This is a genomic window from Agrococcus sp. AC640b (assembly GCF_979255995.1).
In genome coordinates this window covers 77,350-93,292 of record NZ_CEEDMM010000002.1, presented here as the reverse complement: position 1 = coordinate 93,292, position 15,943 = coordinate 77,350, and the positions used below count along the sequence as shown (strand labels likewise).

Below are 15,943 nucleotides of genomic sequence, written 5' to 3'. Positions count from 1 at the left end.
CGGCGCCTCAGATGCTCGACGTGCTCCCCACCAGCAGCGCGACGAACGTCACGAACCAGCCGATCGACCATGCGATCGAGCCGAGGATCGCGAGGATCGACAGCACGATCGCCCAGACGGCGAGCCCACCGCCGCCGAGACGCTGCACGCGTGCAGCGATCGCGATCTGCAGCGCGGGGATCGCGACGGCGAGCGTGAACAGGCCCAGCAGCGGGATCGCCGAGACGACGCATGCGACGATCGCCCAGGTCAGCGCGCGCGTCGCGACCCTCGTCGAGCGCTGCGAGGCGAGCATCGCGTCGGGGATGGGCTGGAACTGCTGCGGCGGGGCGAAGCGGTGCTGCTGGGGCTGGGGCTGACCGGGCTGCGGTGCACCCCATCCGGGGCCTGAGCCTGCACCAGGTGGCGGGGGAGGCATGGTCACCGGCTCATCGTGGCACGCGCGCCCGCGTGTTCCCAGCGAATCTCGGCCAAGATCGGACCCATGCTTGACTTCTCCCTCGAGTTCACGCCCGACCTGGTCGCCGTGTTCCTCACCCTCTTCGTGCTCGAGGTCGTCCTCGGCGTCGACAACGTCATCTTCATCTCGATCCTCGCCGCGAAGCTGCCGGTCGAGCAGCAGGCGAAGGCCCGCAACCTCGGCCTCACGCTCGCGATGGTCATGCGCGTGCTGCTCGTGCTGCTCGCCGGCTGGATCATCACGCTCACGCAGCCGCTGTTCACGCTCGGGTTCCTCGACGGCTCGCCGTTCGATCCCGAGTTCTCCGGCAAGGACCTCATCCTCATCCTCGGTGGCGGCTTCCTGCTGTACAAGGCGGTCACCGAGATCCACCACAAGCTCGAGGGCGCCGACGACCACGGCTCGACCGGTGGTGCCGCGAAGGCGACGTTCGGCGCCGTGCTGGCGCAGATCCTGGCGCTCGACCTCGTGTTCTCGCTCGACTCCGTCATCACCGCGGTCGGCATGACCGACCGCATCGTCGTCATCATCACCGTCGTCGTGCTGTCGTTCGGTCTCATGCTCATCGCGGCGAAGCACATCTTCACGTTCGTCAACAACCACCCGACGGTGAAGATGCTGGCGCTCGCGTTCCTCGTGCTCATCGGCGTCTTCCTCGTCGCGGAGGGCTTCGGCTTCCACATCGAGAAGGCCTTCATCTACGGGCCGATGGCGTTCGCGGTGCTCGTCGAGGTGCTGAACCTCGCGTACGCGGCCCGCAAGCGCAAGCGTGCTGCGGCTGCCGAGGCGGCGAAGCCCGAGCCCGTGCGCCTGCACTCCGGCTACACCGTCGAGGAGGAGCGGGAGGCGCTGCAGGCCTCGTCGAAGGCCGCGACCGCCGAGCCCACCCCGGAGCGGTAGCGCGTGCTCGACGTGACGCTCAGCGGCTCGTCGAGGGCGATCTTCCCTCGGCGGCCCGCACGGCGTCACATCCGGCCCGCCGGCCAGCGTCGTCCGCACCCAGCCGCGGTGGCGTACGATGGCTCTCGCTGCCGCAGGGCAGCGCTGGGGATGTAGTTCAATGGTAGAACTGGTGCTTCCCAAGCACCCAGCGCGGGTTCGATTCCCGTCATCCCCTCCAGTGGGCAGCGCGATCGCGATCCGATGCGGGCCCGACTGACGACGCGGTCGCATCCGCTCGGCAGACCCTCCTCGCGGACCAGCATCCGCCGTCGAAGGCCAGCTTCACGAGGGGATGCCATGTCCGAGCCGATCACCGTCGCCATCGAACGCCACGTCGATCCGACGAAGCAGCGCTACGCGCTCAGCTGGGTGCGGCAGGGCATCGACCTCGCCCACACGCATCGCGGATTCCTCGGATCAGGATGGGTGCAGGCTCGCCCTGGCAGCGACACGTGGCACATGCTGTACCGATTCGACACCGCAGCGAACCTGCACGCGTGGGAGGCGAGCGACGAGCGCCGCCTGTGGCTCGACGCCGGGGCCGACTTCGCCCGCGAGGCGAGCGTCGAGCGTCGCAGCGGCATCGAGGGATGGTTCGACTCCGCCGCAGGCGAGGGCGTGCCAGGGGACCGCGTCGAGGTGCGCGCCGCCGAGCCCGTGCCGCCGCGGTGGAAGCAGGGCGTGGTCGTGTGGCTGGGGTTCTTCCCCGTCAACGTGCTCGTCACGCTGCTGCTGGGCCTCATCCCCGGCTTCTCCGGCGTGCCCATCGTGCTGCGCCTGCTCGTGACGAGCCTCGTGCTCACGCCGATCATGGTGGGCTTCGTGCTGCCGGCGATCACGCGGCTCTTCCGCCCGTGGCTGCTGCGCGGCCGCGACTGACGCACCGCATCCCTCGTTCCGAGGTGCGCCTGCTGCGCTGAGGTGCGCGTGCAACCGCACCTCGCTGCAGCAAGCGCACCTCGCAACGGGATCTGCGACCGGGACGGCGCGCGCACCGACCTCGTCGGACGCCGGCTACGCGGATGCGGGGGCGAGCACCTCGACGCGGTTGCCGAAGCCGTCGAAGCAGTGGAACCGCTCGTAGCCGGGGAACGTGCGCCGATCGGTCCAGACGACCTCGAAGCCACCGTCGGCGACGCTGGCACCGAGCCGCTCGAGCTCGGCGACCGACTCGACGACGACAGCCGGATGCGCCTTCCGCGCAGGCACGAACGGATCCTCGCGCCCCATGTGGATCTCGACCACGACGGCGCCGGCGTCGTCGTACGCCCGGAACCAGCAGCCGCCCCGCGCCGCCATGGGCTCGGGCTTCGGCACCTCGGTCAGCCCGAGGCGGTCGCGCCAGAAGGCGCGCGCCTCGTCCTCGCCGCCGATGGGCATCGCCACCTGCACGTGGTGGTGTCGCACGCGTGCCTCCTCGTTCGTGGATGGGCGTCGTCGCCCGGGCGCGACGCTACCGGGAATCGGCGGCGCATCCGAGGGTTGCATCCTCCATGCGACTCGTCATCCTGCACGGCTACGGCGCCTCGCCGGCCTCCCACTGGTTCTCGTGGCTCGCCGACGAGGTGGGCGACGCGGCCGACGCCGTCATCCCGGAGCTGCCCGAGTCGGATGCGCCCGAGCGGGGCGCGTGGGTCGCCGCCGCGCATGCCGCGATCGGCGACGAGGGCGACGTCGTGGTCGTCGGGCACTCCCTCGGCACCGTCGCGGCGCTGCTCGCGCTCGCGCACGTCGATCGTGCCCGACTGCGCGGCCTCGTGCTCGTGTCGCCGTTCTGGGAGCCGGTGCCGACCGTGCCGGGCGTCGACGCGTTCCTCGCCGACCTGCCTGCGACCCCCGACCTGCGCGACGTGCCGCTGGTCGTGCTCGCGAGCGACGACGACCCGATCGTCGACCCCTCGCTGTCGGCGAGGGCTGCGGCGCTGCTGGGCGTGCCCGTGCAGACGGTGCCCGGTGGTGGCCACTTCCTCGACCGCGAGGGCTGGACGGCGCTGCCCCAGGTGCGCGACGCGGTGCTGGGGATGCTCGCGCGCGACTGACTGCGGGCGCGGCTGTGGCGCGGAGCGACGCCGCAGGTCAGGCCGTGGGGATGCTCGGCCACTCGACGACGCCGAGCTCGACCCACACGAGCGTCGCCGCGACGGCGAGCACCGCGACGAGCGCGAGGGTGCCCGCGAGCGCGATGTACGCGCGGCGGCGCCTGCCGGTCGTGATGCGCTGCATGCTCCACGACAGCGGTGCCGCGACGAGGGCGACGAGCACCGCGATCGACGGAGCGACGAGGTGGGGGATGCACGCGAGCACCGCGAGCACGATCGTGCCGACGATCGCGGGCCACGGGGGTCGGTCGGCGTGCGCCGCCGCGGCTGCGGCGTCGGCGTCGTCTGCGGCGTCGGAGGTCTCGTCGAGCTCGATGCGCTGCGGCAGCGGCACGCGGATGATCGGCGGCAGCTCGCCGCGGCGCAGCCGTTCGATCTCGTCGCTCACGCATCCATGATCGCGCGATCGGCTGCCGACCGCGCGCCGGGCCGCCGCCCGCGGGCGCGCGTGCTCGATGGCGGCGACACGAACCGTCGCGGTCGGTCGTCATCTGGTCGCGAGGCATAGCATGTGGCACATGGCACAGGACTCCTCCGCGCACCGGATCGCTGCGCCGGAGAGCCTTCGCGAGCAGGCGGAGCGCTCGGTGTCGTCTCGCATCGTCACCGGCGAGTTCCGTCCGGGGCAGGTGCTGACGGTGCCGTCGCTCGCCGCCGACTTCGGCGTGAGCGCGACGCCGGTGCGGGAGGCGCTGCTCACGCTCGTGCGCCGCGGGTTCCTCGCGCCGGTGCGCAACAAGGGCTTCCGCGTCACGGAGGTGACGGTCGACGAGCTGCGGGAGATCACCGCGGTGCGCCGCATGCTCGAGGTGCCGCCGATGCGCACGGTCTCCGGTCGCATCGACGAGGCGCTCGCCGAGGATCTCGCACAGCTGGCGTCGGCGATCGAGGGCGCGTTCGAGTCGCGCGACTTCGAGGCGTATCTCGCCGCCGACACGGCCTTCCACCTGCGCATCCTCGAGGTCGCGGGCAACCGCAGGCTCGTGGAGCTCGTGGCCGACCTGCGCACGCAGACGCGGCTCGTGGGCCTCGTCGAGGGCGACGTGGAGACGCTGCGCGACTCGGTGCACGAGCATGCCGAGCTGCTGCAGGCGCTCGTCGCCGGCGACGCCGAGGCGGCGGCGGCGATCATGGATCGCCACCTCGACCACATCGGCGGCGTGTGGAGCGGTCAGGCGGAGGACGCCGCGGGCTGATCGAGCGCCACCTCGCAGTGGTGTGTAACATGCTACCCACGGCGGAGGGGGTGGCATGCGACGGACCGGGATGCCCTCGCGCCGCCTGCCTGAGACGGTGGGCGCATGCGCGTCGTGATCGTGGGCGCCGGCATCGTCGGCGCCGCCTGCGCGGAGCTGCTCACGCGCTCGGGGGCCGACGTCGTCGTGGTCGACCGTGCAGGCATCGCCGCCGAGACCTCGAGCCGCTGCGAGGGCAACCTGCTCGTCAGCGACAAGGAGCCAGGGCCCGAGGCGCAGCTCGCGCTCGTCTCCGGCGAGATGTGGCGCTCGCTCGCCGCGCGGCTCGACGGCGAACGGCGCCCTGGCCAGCCGCCCACCGAGCTCGAGCAGAAGGGCGGCATCGTCGTCGTCTTCGACGGCGGGCAGGTGCCGCTGGCCGACCTCGCCGGGCGGCAGCGCGCCATCGGCATCGAGGCGGAGCCGCTCGACGCCGCCGCGCTGCGCGCCGCCGAGCCCGACGTCGCCCCGGACGTCGCGGCCGCGATGTGGTACCCGCAGGATGCGCAGCTGCAGCCGGCCTTCGCGACGATGGCCCTCATGGCCCATGCGCAGGCGCGCGGCGCGCGGCTCGTCCGCGAGGAGGTCGTCGGCGGCATCGTGCGCGGCGGCAGGCTGTGCGGCGTGCGCACCGCGACGGGCGCCATCGAGGCCGACGTCGTCGTGAGCTGCGCCGGCCCCTGGGCGGCCGACCTCGCAGCCGTGCTCGGCGGCCACGCGCCGATCCTGCCGCGGCGCGGGCACATCCTCGTCACGACGCCCATGCGGCAGCGCGTCCATCACAAGGTCTACGACGGCGACTACGTCGGCGCGGTCGGCTCTGCGGATGCGGCGCGGCAGACGTCGACGGTCGTCGAGTCGACCCCGGCGGGCACGGTGCTCATCGGATCGAGTCGAGAGCGCGTCGGCTTCGACGCGGTGCCCTCGCTCGCCGCCATCTCGCAGATCGCCGCGAAGGCCGTGCGGGTCTTCCCGTTCCTCGAGCGCACGACGCTGCTGCGCTCGTACACGGGCTTCCGCCCGTACGCTCCCGACCACGTGCCGATCATCGGCGAGGACGCGCGCCTGCCCGGTCTCGTGCATGCCTCGGGGCACGAGGGTGCCGGCATCGGCCTCGCCCCGGCCACGGCTGCGCTCGTGGCGCACGCCGTGCTCGGCTCGGCGGCCCCGATCGACCCCGAGCCGTACCTGCCGACGCGACCGACGCTCCAGGAGGCGGCATGACGACCATCCGATTCGACGGCGACGACCTCACCGGTGGCGAGGGGCGCACGATCGCCGGGATCCTGCTCGAGCACGGCATGGTGTCGTGGCGCACGGCGGCGGGCGCGCAGCGCGGCATCTTCTGCGGCATCGGCGTCTGCCACGACTGCCTCGTGACCGTCGACGGGGTCGAGGGCGTCCGCGCGTGCCAGCGCGAGGCGGTCGACGGCGCCGTCGTCGAGCGGGAGGAGCGGGCGTGAGGCACGTCGTCGTGCTCGGAGCGGGCCCCGCTGGCCTCGCTGCGACGCGGGCTGCGCTCGCCGCTGGCGCTCGTGTGACGCTGCTCGACGAGGGCGAGCGTCCCGGAGGGCAGTACTGGCGGCATCGTCCTGGCGTCACGGATGCGCGTCTGCAGCACGACTGGTCGCGCTTCCGCAGGCTCGAGGCGGCGGCGGCGGGCGCCGACGTGCGGCATGCGACGAGCGTCTGGTCGATCGAGGTGCGAGACGGCCTGCGGGTGCACGCCGTCTCCGGCCCGGCCGACGCCGCGGGCCGCGCGCGCGTCGTGGTCGACGCCGACGCGCTCGTCATCGCGACGGGCGCGCACGACAGGGCGCTGCCCGTGCCGGGCTGGACCCTGCCGGGGGTCTCGACGGCGGGGGCTGCGCAGGCGCTCGCGAAGCGCGACGGGGTCGCGATCGGTCGTCGCACGCTCGTGTCGGGCTCCGGGCCGTTCCTGCTGCCGGTCGCGCAGTCGTTGGCGGCCGTCGGCTCGACGGTCGTCGAGGTGCTCGAGGCCTCGCGCGTGCGAGGGCTCGCGGCGGGCTGGTCGTCGCGACCGTGGGAGCTCGTCGGGCTCGCTGGCAAGTCGGGCGAGCTCGCCGGCTACGCGCGCGAGCTGCTGCGCCACCGCATCCCGTACCGGGTGGGGCAGGGGGTCGTGGCGATCCACGGCGATCGTCGCGTGGAGTCGGCGACGGTGGCGCGGCTCGACGCGCGGTGGCGGCCGATCGCGGGCTCCGAGCGGGAGGTCTCGTGCGACGCCGTCGCGCTGGGTCACGGCTTCACGCCGCGGCTGGAGGCGGCGATCGCCGCTGGGTGCGCGATCGGGCCGGATCGCTTCGTCGTGGTCGATCGGTCGCAGGCGACGAGCGTGGCGGGCGTGTACGCCGCTGGGGAGGTCACGGGCATCGCGGGCGCGGACGCCGCGCAGGCCGAGGGGCTCGTCGCAGGCTTCGTCGCAGCCGGGGGTCGTCTCGACGATCCGCGCGTGCAGGCCGCGTCGCGCGCGAGCGCCAGGGGCCGGCGCTTCGCGGCGAGGCTCCTGGCAGCGCACGGCATCGGTCGCGGCTGGGTGTCGTGGCTGCGCGACGACACCGTGCTGTGCCGGTGCGAGTCGGTGCCGGTCGGCGCGGTGCGGGCGGTGGCGCAGCACGCGCATCGTCCGATGCGGCTCGCGTCGCGCGCGGGTCTGGGCGCCTGCCAGGGGCGCACGTGCGGGCGCGCCGTCGAGGATGTCGTGCGCGCGTGCGGCGGCGACGCCGACGGCGCGCTCGATCGACGGCCGGTCCTCGGCTCGGTGCGTCTCGGGGAGGTCGCGCAGGCCGGGATCGTCGATGACCGAGACGTGATCGAGACACGTTCGTAACGTCGAGACGCTTGACTCGACCGCATCACCATCTGAAATATGTGACAGGTCACACTCTACGAGAGGCGGATGCGATGGAGACCCTGCGGAACGTACGAAGCACGGCGCTCGTGGCGGTCGCCGCCGCGACCGCGCTGGTGCTCTCCGGCTGCGGAGGCGGCGGCGACGCCGACTCGCAGGGGAGCGACGTCGACCTCACCGACGCCGGATTCGCGCTCGAGCGTCCCGAGCCCCAGCAGGGCGGCGTGCTGACGGTGCTCGGCTCCGTCGACCTGTCGCACCTCGACCCGGCGATGGGCAACGACGGCAACGTCAACAACGTCTACAACCTCATCTACCGGCAGCTCACGCAGTACGTCTACGACCCCGAGACCGCCGAGCTCGAGCTCGTCGGCGACCTCGCGACCGACACGGGCACGCCGAACGACGACGCGACGGAGTGGACGTACACGCTCCGCGACGACATCTTCTTCGAGGACGGCACGCCCATCACCTCCGCCGACGTGCGCTTCGGCATCGAGCGCTCGCTCGACCCGGCGCTCGCGATCGGCAACGACGAGCACCTGATCCTCCAGGGCGCGAGCTCCTACCCGGGGATCTACCAGGATCCCGCCGGCCTCCCGTCGATCGCGACGCCGGACGACCAGACGATCGTGTTCACGCTCGAGCAGCCGCTGGCATCGTTCGCAGACGTCGCCGCCACCCAGGTCTTCACGCCGTTCCCGGCTGGCGAGGTCGACGCGCAGCAGCTCGACGCCATGCCGATCTCGTCGGGGCCGTACCGCGTCGAGTCGTACCAGCGAGGCGACAGCCTCTCGCTCGTGAGGAACGAGGAGTGGGTCGCCGAGACCGACGAGATCCGACCCGCGTACCTCGACGGCTACGAGTTCCTCTTCGGGCTCGACCCCAGCACGATCGACCAGCGGCTCCTGTCCGCGCAGGGCGACGACGTGAACGCGATGGCGGCGTCGACGAACGGCCTGCTGCCTGCGAACCTCGCGCAGGCGACGGCCGACACCGCGCTGTCGTCGCGCATCGTGCAGTCGCTGCCCACGTGCACGATGTACATGGCGATGAACACGACGACCCCCGGGCTCGACGACGTCCGGGTGCGACAGGCCATCAGCTACGCGATCGACCGGTCGAGCGTCGTGACCGCCACCGGCGGCCCGTCGATGGCGCAGACCGCGAGCGACATGCTCACGCCGCAGGTGCCGGGCCGCGTCGAGTTCGACCTGTACCCGAGCGAGGGCGACGGCGGCGACGTCGAGACCGCGGTGCAGATGCTCGAGGAGGCCGGCTACGGCGAGGGAGACCTGTCGTTCACGATGGACGTGCGCAACCTGCCGAAGTGGCAGGCGCAGGCGCAGTCGGTGCAGCAGTCGCTGCAGGCCGTCGGCATCGACGTCGAGCTGAACGTCATCGACGCCGCGACGTTCTACGAGGTCGTCGCGACCCCCGCCCAGCAGAACGACCTGACCGTGACCGGCTGGTGCTCCGCATGGCTGTCCGGCAACCCGCTGCTCACGCCCCTGTTCGACGGCGACAGCATCACCGAGACCGGCAACACGAACATCGCCCAGCTCGACGACCCCGAGATCGACGCGATGTTCGACTCCGTCGAGGCGATCGTCGACATCGACGAGCAGAACGACGGCTACGCGCAGCTCAACGAGATGATCATCGAGCTCGCGCCCGTCGTGCCGCTCGTGCGCGAGACGCCGCTGCAGATGGTCGGCTCCAACGTCGGCGGCGCCTACGCGCACGCGGGTCGGACGGGCTACATCGACTACGCATCCGTCGGGCTCATCGACCCGGAGGGCTGAGCATGAGCGTCGCCTCCCAGCTCGCTGCGGAGGACGTCGAGGCGACCGCGGGCGGGGCACGTCCCCCCGCCCGCGGGCGCGCCTGGCTCGCAGAGCTGCGGCGGCCGACCGTGGTGCTCGCGATCACGTTCCTCGTGCTCGTCGTGCTCATGGCGCTGCTCGCCCCCGTCCTCACCGGCATCACCGGCAACGGCCCGAACGCCTTCAACGAGGACCGCATCGACCCCGCTCGCGGCGGCATCCCGATCGGTCCGTTCGGCGGCATCTCCGCGCAGCACTGGTTCGGCGTCGAGCCGCTCAACGGCCGCGACATCTTCGCCAGGATCGCGTTCGGCGCGCAGACGTCGCTGCTGATCGCCGCGTCGGCGGCGCTGCTCACGACCGTGCTCGGCGTCGCGTTCGGGGTGCTCGCCGGCTACCTCGGCGGCATCGTCGACCAGGTCATCAGCCGCGTCATGGACTTCCTCATGGCCTTCCCGGCGCTCATCTTCATGATCGCCGTCCTCTCGGCGATCCCAGGAGGCAACCGCCCGCTGCTGCTCGTCGTCGTGCTGTCGGTGTTCGGCTGGCCCGCGATCGCGCGCGTCGTGCGGTCGCAGGCGATGTCGGTCGCGTCTCGAGACTTCGTCGAGGCCGCTCGCGCCTCGGGAGCGGGCAGGCTGCGGATCGTGTTCGGCGAGGTGATGCCGAACCTCGCCGCGACGATCATCGTCATGGGGACCCTCACCGTCCCGACGTTCATCGCGACGGAGGCGGGCCTGTCGTTCCTCGGCGTCGGCGTGCAGCCGCCGGCACCGTCCTGGGGGCAGATGATCGCCTCCGCGGTGCAGTGGTACGCGTCGAACCCCATGTTCTTCGTCGTGCCAGGCACCTTCCTCACGCTCACGGTGCTGTCGTCGATGGTGCTCGGCGACGCGATGCAGCGGGTGCTGGCGAAGGGGGCGCAGGGCTGATGGCCTGGTACGTGGTCAAGCGGCTGCTCGCCGCCGTCGGCGTGCTGTTCGCCGTGGTGCTGTTCACGTTCGTGATCTTCTTCTGGCTCTCGCCCGACCCGGCCGCGAGCATCTGCGGGCAGACGTGCAGCCCGGAGCGCATCGAGAGCATCCGGTCGATGCTCGGCGTCGACCAGCCGTTCCTCGTGCAGTTCGGCACGTTCCTCGCGGGCATCGTCGCCGGACGCTCGTACGGCGAGGGCGCGTCGGCGATCCTGTGCGACGCTCCATGCCTCGGCTACAGCTTCCAGACCCGCGAGTCGGTCGTCGCGATGATCGCCGATCGCCTGCCCGTGAGCGTCACGGTCGCCGTGGGCGCCGCGGTGCTCTGGCTCGTCGTCGGCGTGACCGCCGGCCTCGTCGCCGCCGTGAAGCAGGGCACGTGGTGGGATCGCGGGGCCATGGCGCTCGCGCTCGCCGGCATCGCGCTGCCGAACTACTTCGTGGCGCTCATCCTGCAGTACGTGCTCGTCGTCGAGCTGCGCGTGCTGCCGTTCCCGCAGGCGGTGCCGTTCGCCGACGATCCGCTCCGATGGCTGCAGGCGTACATCATGCCCTGGATCGTGCTGTCGCTCATGTACGCCGCGATGTACACGCGGCTCACGAAGGCCAACGTGGCCGACACGCTCGCGGAGCCGTTCATGCGCACCGCGCGCGCAAAGGGCCTCTCGCCGCGCGTCCTCATGACGAAGCACGCGCTGCGCCCGTCGCTCACGCCGGTCGCCACGCTCTTCGGCATGGACTTCGCCGCGCTGCTGGGCGGTGCGCTCATCACCGAGACGGTCTTCGGCCTCAACGGCGTCGGCAAGCTCGTCTACGACGCGATCGGCACGAACGACCAGCCGGTCATCATGGGCGTCACGATCCTCGCGGGCGTCGCCGTCGTGCTCATGAACATCGTCGTCGACCTCGTCTACCCCGTGCTGGATCCGCGCGTGCGGACGGGGGCGGCCCGATGAGCGCGCTGCTCGAGGTCGAGGGGCTGCACGTGGAGTTCGGCCCGGAGTCCGCGCCGACGGTCGTCGTGCGCGACACGTCGTTCACGATCGAGGCGGGAGCGACGCTGGGCGTCGTGGGCGAGTCGGGCTCCGGCAAGTCGATGACGTCGCTCGCGATCATGGGGCTGCTGCCGCGCGGTGCTCGCGTCCGCGGCTCCGTGCGCTTCGACGGCGAGGAGCTGCTCGGCCGCACGGACGCGTGGATGCGCAAGCGGCGCGGCGACCGCATCGGCATGGTCTTCCAGGATCCGCTGTCGTCGCTCCACCCGTACTACGCGGTCGGGGCGCAGATCGCCGAGGCGTACCGCGCGCACCGTCGGGTGTCGCAGGCGCAGGCGCGGCGGGTGGCGATCGAGGCCATGGAGCGCGTGCGCATCCCGGAGGCCGCCTCCCGCTACGGCCACTTCCCGCATCAGTTCTCCGGCGGCATGCGGCAGCGCATCATGATCGCGATGGCGCTCGTGTGCGAGCCCGAGCTGCTCATCGCCGACGAGCCCACGACGGCGCTCGACGTGACGGTGCAGGCGCAGATCCTCGAGCTGCTGGCCGCGGTGCAGCGCGAGACGGGCATCGGCATGCTGTTCATCACGCACGACCTCGCGGTCATCAGCGAGCTCGCCGACCATGTGCTCGTCATGCAGGGCGGAGACGCGGTCGAGTCGGGCACCGCCGAGCAGATCTTCTCGGATCCACGGCACCCGTACACGAATCGGCTGCTGGACGCGACGCCGCGCATCGACGAGGAGGTCGCGCCGTGAGCGAGCCGCTGCTGACCGCGAGGGATCTCGTGAAGGAGTTCGCGCCGAGCGGGCTGCGCGTGCGCGCACGGACCCCGTTCCGCGCGGTGGACGGGGTGAGCATCGACGTGCACGCGGGCGAGACGCTCGCGATCGTCGGCGAGTCGGGCTCCGGCAAGTCGACGACGGCGCGCCTCGTCGCGCGCCTGCTCGATCCGACGAGCGGCACGATCGCGCTCGAGGGCGAGGACGTCACGCGTGCGACCGACGCGCGCCTGGCGTCCCTGCGCCGCACGGTGCAGTTCGTGTTCCAGGATCCGTACTCCTCCCTCAACCCCCGGCACGACGTCGCGCAGATCGTGTCGGCGCCGCTGCGCTACCAGGGCATCCGCTCGTCGGTGCCGCACGCGACGCGCGTGCACGAGCTGCTCGAGCGCGTCGGGCTGCAGGCGTCGGACGCGAAGAAGTACCCGCACCAGTTCTCGGGCGGGCAGGCGCAGCGCATCGGCATCGCGAGGGCGCTCGCGGTCGATCCGAAGGTCGTCATCTGCGACGAGGCGGTGTCGGCGCTCGACGTGTCGGTGCAGGCGCAGGTCATCGACCTCCTGCGAGGCCTGCAGCGCGACCTCGGCATCGCGTTCGTGTTCATCGCCCACGACCTCGCGGTCGTGCGGCAGATCGCGCACCGCGTCGCCGTCATGCACGGCGGTCGCATCGTCGAGCAGGGCACGCGCGACGAGGTCTTCGACGCGCCGCGCGAGGAGTACACCAGGGCGCTGCTGGCAGCGGTGCCGAGGATCCGCCCCGAATGGGAGCAGAGCAGAAGGAGCAGGACGCAGCATGACGACGGCCACTGACACGCGCACGAACGCCGAGGCCCGGTTCCGCGAGGTCTCCGAGGAGGAGTGGGCGTGGCGGCTCGTCGACCTCGGCGAGCAGCACCACGGCGGCGAGGTCGTCGACGACTTCCTCCCCGACGAGACCGCGGCCGCCTGGACGGCACGCGGCGAGCGGTGGCGCGCGACGATCGCGCAGGTCGAGGCCATCGATCCGGCCGAGCTCGACGACGCCGCGCGCGTCGACCGAGAGGTCTACCTCGACCAGCTGCGCACGCTCGTCGCCCGCGTCGACCACGGACTGCACGAGCGGCCCGCCAACGCCGACTCCGCGTTCTGGACCGACCACATGGGCAGGGCGCGGCGCGCACGCACCGACGAGGACGACGCGCAGCGACTGCTCGCGCAGCTCGCGCAGCTGCCGCGCTGGTTCGACGAGCACATGGCGAACATGCGCGCGGGGCTCGCGCGCGGCTTCGGTCCGGCACGGATCTCGATGGTCGGCAGGCAGGAGCCCGTGCGCGGCGTCGCCGAGGCGCTCGACGCGCAGTCGACGCCGTACTGGCTGCCGTTCGCGCAGCTGCCCGCGAGCGTGCCCGGCGACCGGCTCGCCGCGCTGCGCGCGCAGGCGGAGCAGGTCATCGGCGAGCACGTGATCCCCGCGTACCGCAGCCTGCTGGCGTTCCTCGAGGAGGAGTACCTGCCGGGGCTGCCCGAGACGGTCGCGGCGACCGAGGGTCCGGACGGCGCCGCGTTCTATCGCAGCCAGCTGCGCGAGTTCACGACCACCGACCTGTCGCCGGAGGAGATCCACGCGCTCGGCCACGCCGAGGTCGCCGCGATCCTCGCCGAGATGCGCGAGATCGCCGTCGAGACCGGCTTCGACGGTGACGTGCCCGCGCTGCTCGCCCACATGCGCACCGATGCGTCGTTCTACGCCGCGACGCCCGAGCAGCTGCTGAAGGAGGCGGCGTGGGTGTGCAAGCGGTTCGACGCCGTCGTGCACCGCTGGTTCGGCACGACGCCTCGACAGCGCTTCGGCATCGTCGAGCCGCCTGCGGACCTCGCGCCGTTCTACACGTTCGGGCGCGGCGGCCTCGACGCGTACACGCTCAACACGTACAACCTGCCTGCGCGACCGCTGTACTCGCTGCCTGCGCTGACGTTGCACGAGGCTGCTCCCGGACACTGCTTCCAGATCGCGCTCGCGCACGAGGCCGACGCGATGCCCGGCTACCGTCGTCGCATCTACATCTCGGCGTTCGGCGAGGGGTGGGCGCTGTACACCGAGCGCCTCGGCGTCGAGATGGGCATCTACGAGACCGCGTTCGAGCGCATGGGCATGCTGAGCTTCCAGATGTGGCGCGCCGCTCGGCTCGTCGTCGACCCCGGCATGCACGCCTTCGGGTGGTCGCGCGAGCGCGCGCAGGACTTCCTGCGCGACCACACCGCGATCGCCGAGCACGAGATCGTCACCGAGATCGACCGCTACATCGCGTGGCCGGGGCAGGCGACGGCGTACCACGTGGGGCAGCTCACGATCCTTCGGCTGCGTGCGGCGGCCGAGGAGCGCCTCGGTGCGCGCTTCGACGTGCGCGCGTTCCACGACCTGGTGCTGGGGCTGGGCAGCGTGCCGCTGTCGGTGCTCGAGCAGGAGGTCCATCGAGCCATCGACCGCTGGGAGGCTGCAGCATGACCGCCATCACCATCACCGACGCCGTCGTCTTCGACGGGTCCGACGTGCTCGAGGGGCGCGTCTCGGTCCGTGCCGTCGACGGTGTGATCGTCGCCGTCGGCGACGTCGCTCCCCAGCGCGGCGACGTCGTCGTCGACGCCGCGGGGCGCACGCTGCTTCCCGGTCTCATCGATGCGCACATGCATGCGTACGGCACGAGCACGAGCCAGCTCGAGATCGGGCAGTCGCGGCTCAGCTACGTCGCGATCGCGGGGGCGCAGCGGCTGCGGCGTGCGCAGGTCCGCGGGTTCACCACGATCCGCGACGTCGCAGGCGGCGACCCCGGGTTCGCGCGCGCCATCGCGGAGGGACGCACCTCGGCACCGCGCTACCTGTACTCGGGGCCGGCCATCAGTCAGACGGGCGGGCACGCGGATCCGCGCCCTGCGGAGGTCGAGGAGTGCGGGCACAGCCACACGGGCGAGGTCGTCGACGGCGCGGACGCGATGCGCCGCGCCGTGCGCGAGCGGTTCCGCACGGGCGCGCACTGCGTGAAGATCATGACCTCCGGCGGCGTCATCTCGCCCACGGATCCGCTGCGGCTCGTGCAGTTCAGCACCGAGGAGGTGCGCGTCGCGGTCGAGGAGGCGACCAGGCGCGACTCGTACGTCGCGTCGCACGCGTACTCGCCCGCCGGCATCGCGCACGCGGTGACGAACGGCGTGCGCACGATCGAGCACGGCAACCTGCTCGATGCGCCGACCGCTGCGCTCATGGCCGAGCACGGCGCGATCCTCGTGCCGACGCTCGTCGCGTACGACGCGATGGATCGGCGCGGCGAGGCGATCGGGCTCGCGGCCTCCAGCCGCGACAAGAACCGCGAGGTGCTGGATGCCGGCAAGGAGGCGATCGCGCTCGCCCGGGCGGCGGGCGTCGTCATCGGCTTCGGCTCCGACCTCATGGGCTCGCTGGAGGACGATCAGCTGCTGGGCCTGCGCCTGCAGTCGGAGGTGGAGGGCATGCTCGAGACGCTGCGCTCGGCGACGAGCGTCAACGCGGGCATCCTGGGCCTCGACGACGTCGGCACGGTCCGCGTCGGCAGCCGGGCCGACCTGCTGCTCGCCGACGGCGATCCGCTCGCCGACGGTGCCGTGCTGTGGGATGCGGCGCGTCCACGCCTGGTCGTGCAGGACGGCCGCGTGGTCGCGGGCGACGAGACGACTGCCGCCACAGGAAATGTGTAACATATGACACATCAGACGGGATCGGCGTCGCATCGCGCCCACGGGAAG

At 72.1% G+C, this 15,943-nt stretch carries 17 protein-coding genes and 1 tRNA gene; 15 read left to right on the top strand and 3 right to left on the bottom strand.

Annotation, left to right across the window (positions count from 1 at the left end; translation table 11 throughout):
- Window positions 1-7 precede the first annotated feature (7 nt).
- Window positions 8-424, bottom strand: coding sequence for a hypothetical protein (locus ACZ6H8_RS01370; protein WP_464143637.1), 417 nt, complete (start codon window positions 422-424; stop codon window positions 8-10).
- 60 nt (window positions 425-484) lie between these two features.
- On the opposite strand from ACZ6H8_RS01370, the gene ACZ6H8_RS01365 reads away from it, so the two are divergent.
- The 3 genes from ACZ6H8_RS01365 to ACZ6H8_RS01355 all read left to right on the top strand — a co-directional run bounded on the left by ACZ6H8_RS01365 (window position 485) and on the right by ACZ6H8_RS01355 (window position 2,281).
- Window positions 485-1,360, top strand: coding sequence for a TerC family protein (locus ACZ6H8_RS01365; RefSeq protein ID WP_464143635.1), 876 nt, complete (start codon window positions 485-487; stop codon window positions 1,358-1,360).
- A gap of 146 nt (window positions 1,361-1,506) precedes the next feature.
- A tRNA-Gly gene (locus ACZ6H8_RS01360) sits at window positions 1,507-1,580 on the top strand.
- Between the two features lie 119 nt (window positions 1,581-1,699).
- The gene (locus ACZ6H8_RS01355) at window positions 1,700-2,281 is read left to right on the top strand and encodes an antibiotic biosynthesis monooxygenase (RefSeq protein WP_464143633.1); all 582 of its coding nucleotides are present in this window, start codon (window positions 1,700-1,702) and stop codon (window positions 2,279-2,281) included.
- A 135-nt stretch (window positions 2,282-2,416) separates the two neighbouring features.
- Here the strand turns inward: ACZ6H8_RS01355 and ACZ6H8_RS01350 are convergent, their stop codons facing one another.
- Entirely contained in the window at window positions 2,417-2,809 is a 393-nt protein-coding gene (locus ACZ6H8_RS01350; protein ID WP_464143632.1) for a VOC family protein, read from the bottom strand.
- An 86-nt stretch (window positions 2,810-2,895) separates the two neighbouring features.
- On the opposite strand from ACZ6H8_RS01350, the gene ACZ6H8_RS01345 reads away from it, so the two are divergent.
- Complete coding sequence (locus ACZ6H8_RS01345) at window positions 2,896-3,441, top strand: RBBP9/YdeN family alpha/beta hydrolase (protein ID WP_464143631.1); 546 nt, start codon at window positions 2,896-2,898, stop codon at window positions 3,439-3,441.
- 37 nt (window positions 3,442-3,478) lie between these two features.
- On the opposite strand, the gene ACZ6H8_RS01340 is transcribed toward ACZ6H8_RS01345, so the two are convergent.
- Window positions 3,479-3,889 carry a hypothetical protein gene (locus ACZ6H8_RS01340; RefSeq protein ID WP_464143629.1) on the bottom strand — a complete coding sequence of 137 codons (411 nt, stop codon included), beginning with the start codon at window positions 3,887-3,889 and terminating at the stop codon, window positions 3,479-3,481.
- A 130-nt stretch (window positions 3,890-4,019) separates the two neighbouring features.
- Here ACZ6H8_RS01340 and ACZ6H8_RS01335 point away from each other — a divergent pair, with 130 nt between their 5' ends.
- The 11 genes from ACZ6H8_RS01335 to ACZ6H8_RS01285 all read left to right on the top strand — a co-directional run bounded on the left by ACZ6H8_RS01335 (window position 4,020) and on the right by ACZ6H8_RS01285 (window position 15,895).
- Window positions 4,020-4,697 carry a GntR family transcriptional regulator gene (locus tag ACZ6H8_RS01335; RefSeq protein ID WP_464143627.1) on the top strand — a complete coding sequence of 226 codons (678 nt, stop codon included), beginning with the start codon at window positions 4,020-4,022 and terminating at the stop codon, window positions 4,695-4,697.
- A gap of 105 nt (window positions 4,698-4,802) precedes the next feature.
- On the top strand, window positions 4,803-5,960 hold the full coding sequence (locus ACZ6H8_RS01330; RefSeq protein WP_464143625.1) for an NAD(P)/FAD-dependent oxidoreductase: 1,158 nt from the start codon (window positions 4,803-4,805) through the stop codon (window positions 5,958-5,960).
- Window positions 5,957-6,199: a (2Fe-2S)-binding protein gene (locus tag ACZ6H8_RS01325; RefSeq protein WP_464143623.1), complete on the top strand. Its 243-nt coding sequence runs from the start codon at window positions 5,957-5,959 to the stop codon at window positions 6,197-6,199. The genes ACZ6H8_RS01330 and ACZ6H8_RS01325 overlap by 4 nt, the downstream gene beginning before the upstream one ends.
- Window positions 6,196-7,587 (top strand): FAD-dependent oxidoreductase, encoded by a 1,392-nt coding sequence (locus ACZ6H8_RS01320; RefSeq protein ID WP_464143621.1) that lies wholly within the window; start codon window positions 6,196-6,198, stop codon window positions 7,585-7,587. Before ACZ6H8_RS01325 ends, ACZ6H8_RS01320 begins: the two co-directional genes overlap by 4 nt.
- Before the next feature lie 74 nt (window positions 7,588-7,661).
- Window positions 7,662-9,413: an ABC transporter substrate-binding protein gene (locus ACZ6H8_RS01315; RefSeq protein ID WP_464143619.1), complete on the top strand. Its 1,752-nt coding sequence runs from the start codon at window positions 7,662-7,664 to the stop codon at window positions 9,411-9,413.
- A 2-nt stretch (window positions 9,414-9,415) separates the two neighbouring features.
- On the top strand, window positions 9,416-10,366 hold the full coding sequence (locus ACZ6H8_RS01310; RefSeq protein ID WP_464143617.1) for an ABC transporter permease: 951 nt from the start codon (window positions 9,416-9,418) through the stop codon (window positions 10,364-10,366).
- Complete coding sequence (locus ACZ6H8_RS01305) at window positions 10,366-11,364, top strand: ABC transporter permease (RefSeq protein ID WP_464143616.1); 999 nt, start codon at window positions 10,366-10,368, stop codon at window positions 11,362-11,364. The genes ACZ6H8_RS01310 and ACZ6H8_RS01305 overlap by 1 nt, the downstream gene beginning before the upstream one ends.
- Entirely contained in the window at window positions 11,361-12,161 is an 801-nt protein-coding gene (locus tag ACZ6H8_RS01300) for an ABC transporter ATP-binding protein (RefSeq protein ID WP_464143614.1), read from the top strand. The genes ACZ6H8_RS01305 and ACZ6H8_RS01300 overlap by 4 nt, the downstream gene beginning before the upstream one ends.
- Window positions 12,158-12,997 (top strand): ATP-binding cassette domain-containing protein, encoded by an 840-nt coding sequence (locus tag ACZ6H8_RS01295; protein WP_464143612.1) that lies wholly within the window; start codon window positions 12,158-12,160, stop codon window positions 12,995-12,997. The genes ACZ6H8_RS01300 and ACZ6H8_RS01295 overlap by 4 nt, the downstream gene beginning before the upstream one ends.
- Window positions 12,981-14,672 carry a DUF885 domain-containing protein gene (locus tag ACZ6H8_RS01290; RefSeq protein WP_464143610.1) on the top strand — a complete coding sequence of 564 codons (1,692 nt, stop codon included), beginning with the start codon at window positions 12,981-12,983 and terminating at the stop codon, window positions 14,670-14,672. The genes ACZ6H8_RS01295 and ACZ6H8_RS01290 overlap by 17 nt, the downstream gene beginning before the upstream one ends.
- Window positions 14,669-15,895 carry a metal-dependent hydrolase family protein gene (locus tag ACZ6H8_RS01285; RefSeq protein WP_464143609.1) on the top strand — a complete coding sequence of 409 codons (1,227 nt, stop codon included), beginning with the start codon at window positions 14,669-14,671 and terminating at the stop codon, window positions 15,893-15,895. Before ACZ6H8_RS01290 ends, ACZ6H8_RS01285 begins: the two co-directional genes overlap by 4 nt.
- The last annotated feature ends 48 nt before the right edge of the window (window positions 15,896-15,943 follow it).